The 6578-nt window shown below is 63.9% G+C and carries 13 protein-coding genes; all 13 read left to right on the top strand.

Going from position 1 to position 6578, the window contains the following annotated elements; all coding sequences use genetic code 11:
* Positions 1 to 211 (top strand): hypothetical protein (locus Tchar_RS14160; RefSeq protein ID WP_236640470.1); only part of this gene is annotated, 211 nt, incomplete at its 5' end.
* A gap of 77 nt (positions 212 to 288) precedes the next feature.
* Positions 289 to 948: a 50S ribosomal protein L3 gene (gene rplC / locus Tchar_RS13040; RefSeq protein WP_144329422.1), complete on the top strand. Its 660-nt coding sequence runs from the start codon at positions 289 to 291 to the stop codon at positions 946 to 948.
* Between the two features lie 11 nt (positions 949 to 959).
* The gene (gene rplD, locus Tchar_RS13035; protein WP_144329421.1) at positions 960 to 1580 is read left to right on the top strand and encodes a 50S ribosomal protein L4; all 621 of its coding nucleotides are present in this window, start codon (positions 960 to 962) and stop codon (positions 1578 to 1580) included.
* Positions 1577 to 1891, top strand: a complete 315-nt coding sequence (gene rplW / locus Tchar_RS13030; protein WP_144329420.1) for a 50S ribosomal protein L23 — start codon at positions 1577 to 1579, stop codon at positions 1889 to 1891. Before rplD ends, rplW begins: the two co-directional genes overlap by 4 nt.
* Positions 1892 to 1896: 5 nt before the next feature.
* Positions 1897 to 2721: a 50S ribosomal protein L2 gene (gene rplB / locus Tchar_RS13025; RefSeq protein WP_144329419.1), complete on the top strand. Its 825-nt coding sequence runs from the start codon at positions 1897 to 1899 to the stop codon at positions 2719 to 2721.
* A gap of 10 nt (positions 2722 to 2731) precedes the next feature.
* Positions 2732 to 3007: a 30S ribosomal protein S19 gene (gene rpsS, locus Tchar_RS13020; protein ID WP_043700960.1), complete on the top strand. Its 276-nt coding sequence runs from the start codon at positions 2732 to 2734 to the stop codon at positions 3005 to 3007.
* A 6-nt stretch (positions 3008 to 3013) separates the two neighbouring features.
* Positions 3014 to 3346 carry a 50S ribosomal protein L22 gene (gene rplV, locus Tchar_RS13015; protein WP_201739378.1) on the top strand — a complete coding sequence of 111 codons (333 nt, stop codon included), beginning with the start codon at positions 3014 to 3016 and terminating at the stop codon, positions 3344 to 3346.
* Positions 3347 to 3365: 19 nt separating this feature from the next.
* Positions 3366 to 4226, top strand: coding sequence for a 30S ribosomal protein S3 (rpsC, locus tag Tchar_RS13010; protein WP_144329417.1), 861 nt, complete (start codon positions 3366 to 3368; stop codon positions 4224 to 4226).
* A gap of 3 nt (positions 4227 to 4229) precedes the next feature.
* Entirely contained in the window at positions 4230 to 4646 is a 417-nt protein-coding gene (gene rplP, locus Tchar_RS13005) for a 50S ribosomal protein L16 (RefSeq protein ID WP_144329416.1), read from the top strand.
* A 13-nt stretch (positions 4647 to 4659) separates the two neighbouring features.
* Complete coding sequence (gene rpmC, locus Tchar_RS13000; protein WP_144329415.1) at positions 4660 to 4860, top strand: 50S ribosomal protein L29; 201 nt, start codon at positions 4660 to 4662, stop codon at positions 4858 to 4860.
* A 10-nt stretch (positions 4861 to 4870) separates the two neighbouring features.
* Positions 4871 to 5134 (top strand): 30S ribosomal protein S17, encoded by a 264-nt coding sequence (gene rpsQ / locus Tchar_RS12995; protein ID WP_144329414.1) that lies wholly within the window; start codon positions 4871 to 4873, stop codon positions 5132 to 5134.
* 198 nt (positions 5135 to 5332) lie between these two features.
* A complete protein-coding gene (locus Tchar_RS12990) occupies positions 5333 to 5848 on the top strand; it encodes a peroxiredoxin (protein WP_144329413.1) in 516 nt (171 codons plus the stop codon).
* Between the two features lie 122 nt (positions 5849 to 5970).
* Complete coding sequence (locus tag Tchar_RS12985) at positions 5971 to 6513, top strand: AAA family ATPase (RefSeq protein WP_144329412.1); 543 nt, start codon at positions 5971 to 5973, stop codon at positions 6511 to 6513.
* Positions 6514 to 6578: the final 65 nt, after the last annotated feature.

The raw sequence follows: 6578 nt of genomic DNA, 5'->3' as shown, positions 1-6578 counted from the left end.
CACCTTGAGCCGCTCGATCTCCCGCTCGCTCATCTCGATGCGCTTGTCCACCCAGCCCTCCGCTTCCAGACCAACAAGCGGACATTTCTACTTTGCCGGAAGCGGACATTACTATCTTGCTTCTACACCTGTTGACAGCCTATTGACAGACGCGGGCCCGCAAGGTAGACTTGTGGGCTTCGTTCTTTCGGGAGCGAAGGTCAACCTGTAACCTGCCCGTCGCGTCGGTCGTGCGACCGGCGGCGGGCCATCAGACCCGGCCAATTGCAGTCGGGAACGGAGAAAACAATGAGTCTGAGCAACTCTCTCGGGTTGTTGGGCCGCAAGGTGGGCATGATGCGTCTGTTCACCGAAGACGGGGACGCAGTGCCTGTCACGGTGGTGGATGTGTCGAACAACCGCGTGGCCCAAGTCAAGACCCAGGCCACCGATGGCTACGACGCCTTGCAGGTGGCCTATGGCAAGCGGCGCGCCAGCCGCGTGACCAAGCCGATGGCGGGTCACTACGCCAAAGCCGGCATCGAGGCCGGTGAGATCCTCCAGGAATTCCGCGTCAGCGCCGAAATCGCGGCCAAGTATGCGCCGGGGGCAACGCTGTCGGTGGCCGAGCTGTTCCAGCCAGGGCAAAAAGTCGACGTGCAAGGCACCAGCATCGGTAAGGGCTACGCCGGCACCATCAAGCGCCACAACTTCGGCTCGCAGCGCGCCTCGCACGGCAACAGCCGCTCCCACAACGTGCCGGGTTCGATCTCGATGGCGCAAGATCCGGGGCGCGTGTTCCCGGGCAAGCGAATGACCGGTCACATGGGCGCCGAGACCGTCACCACCCAAAACCTCGATGTGGTGCGGGTCGACGCCGAGCGTCAGCTGCTCCTGATCAAAGGGGCCGTTCCGGGTGCCAAGGGCGGCTTCGTCACCGTCCGTCCGGCCGTCAAGGCTGCCAAGTAAGGAGCGAACGGATGCAAGTCGAACTCCTCAACGACCAAGGTCAGGCTGCCGCCACCGTCGAGGTGCCGGAGACCGTCTTCGGTCGCGAATTCAACGAAGCGCTGGTGCACCAGCTGGTCGTGGCCTACCAGGCCAACGCCCGTCAGGGCACGCGGGCGCAAAAAGACCGCGGCGCCGTCAAGCACACGACGAAGAAGCCGTTCCGCCAAAAAGGCACCGGCAACGCGCGTGCGGGTATGACCTCCTCGCCACTGTGGCGCGGCGGCGGCAAGATCTTCCCTAGCAGTCCCAACGAAAACTTCAGCCAAAAGCTCAACAAGAAGATGTACCGCGCCGGCATGGCGTCGATCTTGTCGCAGCTGGTGCGTGAAGGGCGACTGTCGGTGGTGGAGGGCATCAAGGTCGAGGCGCCCAAGACCAAGCTGTTGGTCAACAAGCTCAAGGCCATGAATCTGAACTCGGTGCTGGTGATCGCCGACGAAGTCGACGAAAACCTGTACCTGGCGTCGCGCAACCTGCCCAATGTGCTGGTGGTCGAGCCGCGCTACGCCGATCCCGTCTCGCTGGTGCACGCCAAGAAGGTGCTTGTCACCAAGGGGGCGCTCGATCAACTCAAGGAGATGTTCGCATGAGCCAGCCGAAGTTCGACGAAGGTCGCCTGATGCAGGTGCTGGTGGCGCCGATCATCTCGGAGAAGGCTACCCGCGTGGGCGAGAAGACCAACACCGTGTTGTTCAAGGTGTTGCGCGATGCCAGCAAGCCCGAGATCAAGGCGGCGGTGGAGCTGCTGTTCAACGTCAAGGTGCAGGATGTCAACGTCCTGAACCAAAAAGGCAAGGTCAAGCGCTTCGGCAAGACCATCGGTCGCCGTGACCATGTGCGCAAGGCCTATGTGACCCTGGCCGAAGGTCAGGAGATCCAGTTCGGCGCAGAGGGAGTCTGAAAGCCATGGCAGTCATCAAGATGAAGCCGACCTCGCCAGGCCGTCGCGGCATGGTCAAGGTCACGCGCGATCACCTGTACAAGGGTCCTGGCTACGCTGCGCTGCTGGAGCCGCTGGCCAAGACCTCGGGGCGCAACAACAACGGGCATATCACCGTGCGCCACAAGGGCGGCGGTGCCAAGCACCACTATCGCATCATCGATTTCCGGCGCAACAAGGACGGCATCCCGGCCAAAGTGGAGCGTCTGGAGTACGACCCGAACCGCACGGCGCACATCGCGCTGGTGTGCTACGCCGACGGTGAGCGCCGCTACATCATTGCGCCGCGCGGCCTCGAAGTGGGCCAGAGCGTGGTCAGCGGCTCGGAGGCACCGATCCGCGTCGGCAATACGCTGCCGATTCGCAACATTCCGGTGGGCTCCACCATCCACTGCATCGAGCTCAAGCCCGGCAAAGGCGCTCAGCTGGCGCGCTCGGCCGGCGCGTCGGCGGTGCTGCTGGCGCGCGAGGGCGTGTACGCCCAGGTGCGGCTGCGCTCGGGCGAGGTGCGCAAGGTGCACGTGGACTGCCGCGCCACCATCGGCGAGGTCTCCAACACCGAACACAACCTGCGGCAGTTGGGCAAGGCGGGTGTGAAGCGCCACATGGGCATCCGTCCGACGGTGCGCGGCGTGGCGATGAACCCGATCGACCACCCGCACGGCGGTGGTGAAGGTCGCACCGGTACCGGTCAGCCGCCGCGCGATCCGTGGGGCAACCTGACCAAGGGCTACCGCACGCGCCACAACCGTCGCACGCAGAACATGATCGTCGTGCGTCGCAAGAAGTAAAGGTTGAGCCATGTCTCGTTCTCTGAAAAAAGGTCCCTTCGTTGACCATCACCTGATGGCCAAGGTCGAGAAGGCTCAGGCCGCCAAGGACAAGAAGCCGATCAAGACCTGGTCGCGACGCTCGACGATCCTGCCCGAGTTCATCGGGCTGACGATCGCGGTGCACAACGGCAAGCAACACGTGCCGGTCTACATCACCGAACAGATGGTCGGCCACAAGCTGGGCGAGTTTTCGCTGACGCGCTCGTTCAAAGGCCACCCCGGTGACAAGAAAGCCAAGAAGTAAGGATTGATCATGGAAACCCGCTGTATCGTTCGCGGCGTGCGCCTGTCGGCCCAGAAGGGTCGACTGGTGGCCGACCTGATTCGCGGCAAGAAGGTGGACCAGGCCTTGCAGATCCTGACCTTCACGCCGAAGAAGGCTGCCGGCATCATCAAGAAGGCGCTGCTGTCGGCCATCGCCAACGCCGAGCACAACGACGGTGCCGACATCGACGAGCTCAAGGTCAAGACCATCCACGTCGAGCAAGGCACGACGCTGAAGCGCTTCACGGCGCGCGCCAAGGGGCGCGGCAACCGCATCAGCAAGCCGACCTGCCATATCTACGTGACCGTGGGCAACTGAGGCCAAGGAAAGGAAGACCATGGGGCAGAAAATCCATCCGACCGGCTTCCGCCTGGCCGTCAGCCGCAACTGGGCCAGCCGCTGGTACGCCAACAACCGCGAGTTCGCCGGCATGCTGGCCGACGACATCAAGGTGCGTGAATATCTGCGCAGCAAGCTGAAAAACGCGGCGGTGTCGCGCATCGTCATCGAGCGTCCGGCCAAGAACGCCCGCATCACCATCCACTCGGCGCGTCCGGGGGTGGTGATCGGGAAGAAGGGCGAGGACATCGAGCGCTTGAAGAAGGATCTGGCCGCCATGTTGGGCGTGCCGGTGGCCGTCAACATCGAGGAAATCCGCAAGCCCGAAGTTGACGCGCAGTTGATCGCCGACAGCATCACCCAGCAGCTGGAAAAGCGCATCATGTTCCGCCGCGCCATGAAGCGCGCCATGCAAAACGCGATGCGCCTGGGCGCCCAGGGCGTCAAGATCATGTCCTCCGGGCGTCTGAACGGCATCGAAATCGCGCGTACCGAGTGGTACCGCGAAGGCCGCGTGCCGCTGCACACGCTGCGCGCCGACATCGACTATGGCACCTCGGTGGCCAAGACCACCTACGGCACCATCGGTGTCAAGGTGTGGGTGTACAAGGGCGACACCCTGGGCCGCAACGATGTGCCGTCGCTGGACAGTACGCCGCGCCCGGACGACGAGCGCAGCCGCCGCGCCCCGCGCCGTGAGGGTGCGCGTCCGCCGCGTGGCGGCGCGCGCCGTGGTGGCGGCAACGCCGCACCGGCCGATGGCAGCGACAAGCCCGCCGAAGCCACCGCACAACCCGCCGTTAAGCGCGTTCGAACCGACGCACCCGCGCCTGCAGCCGCGGACGGCAAAGGAGAGTAAACCATGTTGCAACCTGCTCGTCGCAAATACCGCAAAGAGCACAAGGGCCGCAACACCGGGGTCGCCACCAGCGGCACCACGGTGGTGTTTGGCGACTTCGGGCTCAAGGCGACCGATCGCGGCCGTCTGACCGCGCGTCAAATCGAGGCCGCGCGCCGCGCCATCACGCGCCATGTCAAGCGCGGTGGTCGTATCTGGATCCGCGTCTTCCCGGACAAGCCGATCACGAAGAAGCCGGCCGAAGTCCGCATGGGCAACGGCAAGGGCAACGTCGAGTTCTACGTGGCCGAAATCCAGCCGGGCAAGGTGCTGTACGAAATCGTCGGTGTGCCCGAGCAACTGGCGCGCGAGGCGTTCGCGCTGGCTGCGGCCAAGCTGCCGCTGCGCACCACGTTCGTCACCCGCATGCTGGGCCAGTGAGGAAGGAGCACCGATGAAAGCCGCTGAACTGCGCCAAAAAGACGTGGCGGGCCTGCAGGCCGAAATCAAGTCGCTGCAGAAGGCTCATTTCAATCTGCGTATGCAGAAGGCCACGCAGCAACTCGCCAATACGGCCGCCTTGCGTCAGACGCGTCGGGCCATCGCCCGCGCCAAGACCATCCTGGCGGAAAAGCAACGCACCGTCGGTCAGTGAGGAGAGCACGATGACGCAAACCAAAGTCAAGCGCACCCTGATCGGCAAGGTGGTCAGCGACAAGCGCGCCAAGACCATCACCGTGTTGGTGGAACGCCGGGTCAAGCACCCGCTCTACGACAAAATCGTGATCAAGTCCAGCAAGTATCACGCCCACGACGAAAACGGCGAGTACAAGCTGGGTGACGTCGTCGAAATCACCGAAAGTCGCCCGCTGTCCAAGACCAAGAACTGGGTGGCGACGCGCTTGGTGCAAAAGGCCTCCGAGGTCTGAGCGCCGCCACAAAAAACCGCCTGGCTTGCCGGGTCAATGGGGACGACCGACAATGTGGTCGTCCCTTTTTGTTTGACCCCGTGGGGCAGTGTGCTTCGTCGCGGTGTCGCTTCGAACACCGCAGCGCTCGGGTGCTGCGGCTGGCGTGCGCGTCGCATCCATCGGGGAGTGCGTCTTTTTTGCAGAGGAGAGCAGGTCATGACGATCCAAGTGGGCGATCCCTTGCCCGATGTGACGCTGATGGAATACGTGGAGGAGCCCGGCGAAGGGTGCTCGATCGGTCCGAATCCGGTGCCGGTGCGCCAAGCCGCCGCGGGCAAGACCATCGCGCTGTTTGCGCTGCCTGGCGCCTACACACCGACCTGTTCGGCCAAGCACGTCCCTGGATATTTGCTGCGTTACGATGAGCTGCGTGCCGCAGGGGTGGATGAGATCTGGTGCGTCAGCGTCAACGATGCTTTCGTGATGGGCGCTTGGGCGCGCGACCAGGGCACCGCTGGCAAGGTACGCATGCTGGCCGATGGCAGCGCCGAGTTTGCCAAGGCCACCGGCTTGACCTTGGATTTGACGGCGCGCGGCATGGGCTTGCGCTCGAATCGCTACTCGATGCTGGTCAAGGACGGCATCGTGCGTACCCTCAACGTCGAGGCGCCCGGGCAGTTCGAGGTCAGTGACGCCGACACCCTGCTGGCGCAAGCGCGGCAGTTGAGCTGAGGGAGCGGCAGCTCTGGCCGTGCGCGCCCGCTATAGCCGGCTGGCCGAATGAACCGGTGAACTGAAATCGAAAAGCCGGGGATGGGGGCTGTTCGAGGCCGAGGTGGCATCATAATGGTTCGATGCGACGCCAAAAACTCCCCATCGGCATTCAGACCCTGCGCGAGATCCGCGAGGGGGGCTACTACTACGTCGACAAGACGGCGTTTGCACACCGGCTGGCCACCACCGGCAAGTACTACTTCCTCTCGCGCCCGCGGCGCTTCGGCAAGAGCCTGTTTCTCGACACGCTGGCCGAGCTCTTTGCCGGCAACGAGCCGCTTTTCCGGGGTCTCTTCGTGCACGACAAGTGGGACTGGAGCCGCAAGTATCCGGTGATCCGCTTGAGTTTCGGCGGCGGGCGGCTGCACGACGGGCGGGGGCAGGACGAACACATCCACGCCCTGCTCGATGACAACGCGCAGCGGCTGGGGGTGGAGATCGCCCCGCCGCCGCGCGACACCCACCTGCGCTTCAAGCAACTGATCGAGCGCGCTGTCGAGCGGCACGGCCAGCGCGCCGTGGTGCTGGTCGATGAATACGACAAACCGATCCTGGACAACCTGTACCGCCCCCAATTGATTGGACACAGATTTGCAGCTCATGCGGCCTTCCGGGTGGCATAAGACTGCCGGGCTTCGAGGGGTGACATGAAGCCCAGTTTTTCGAGACGCCAATGACGATTGTAACG

It is taken from the genome of Tepidimonas charontis, from assembly GCF_007556685.1.
Taxonomy (GTDB): Bacteria; Pseudomonadota; Gammaproteobacteria; order Burkholderiales; family Burkholderiaceae_C; genus Tepidimonas; species Tepidimonas charontis.
This window is presented reverse-complemented; position numbering and strand designations above follow the sequence as displayed.

Excerpts from the sequence above, each read along its gene's own strand:
- rplC (WP_144329422.1), top strand. The coding sequence starts at position 289 with ATGAGTCTGAGCAACTCTCTCGGGTTGTTGGGCCGCAAGGTGGGCATG.
- rplD (WP_144329421.1), top strand. The coding sequence starts at position 960 with ATGCAAGTCGAACTCCTCAACGACCAAGGTCAGGCTGCCGCCACCGTC.
- rplW (WP_144329420.1), top strand. The coding sequence starts at position 1,577 with ATGAGCCAGCCGAAGTTCGACGAAGGTCGCCTGATGCAGGTGCTGGTG.
- rplB (WP_144329419.1), top strand. The coding sequence starts at position 1,897 with ATGGCAGTCATCAAGATGAAGCCGACCTCGCCAGGCCGTCGCGGCATG.
- rpsS (WP_043700960.1), top strand. The coding sequence starts at position 2,732 with ATGTCTCGTTCTCTGAAAAAAGGTCCCTTCGTTGACCATCACCTGATG.
- rpsC (WP_144329417.1), top strand. The coding sequence starts at position 3,366 with ATGGGGCAGAAAATCCATCCGACCGGCTTCCGCCTGGCCGTCAGCCGC.
- rplP (WP_144329416.1), top strand. The coding sequence starts at position 4,230 with ATGTTGCAACCTGCTCGTCGCAAATACCGCAAAGAGCACAAGGGCCGC.
- rpmC (WP_144329415.1), top strand. The coding sequence starts at position 4,660 with ATGAAAGCCGCTGAACTGCGCCAAAAAGACGTGGCGGGCCTGCAGGCC.
- rpsQ (WP_144329414.1), top strand. The coding sequence starts at position 4,871 with ATGACGCAAACCAAAGTCAAGCGCACCCTGATCGGCAAGGTGGTCAGC.
- Tchar_RS12990 (WP_144329413.1), top strand. The coding sequence starts at position 5,333 with ATGACGATCCAAGTGGGCGATCCCTTGCCCGATGTGACGCTGATGGAA.
- Tchar_RS12985 (WP_144329412.1), top strand. The coding sequence starts at position 5,971 with ATGCGACGCCAAAAACTCCCCATCGGCATTCAGACCCTGCGCGAGATC.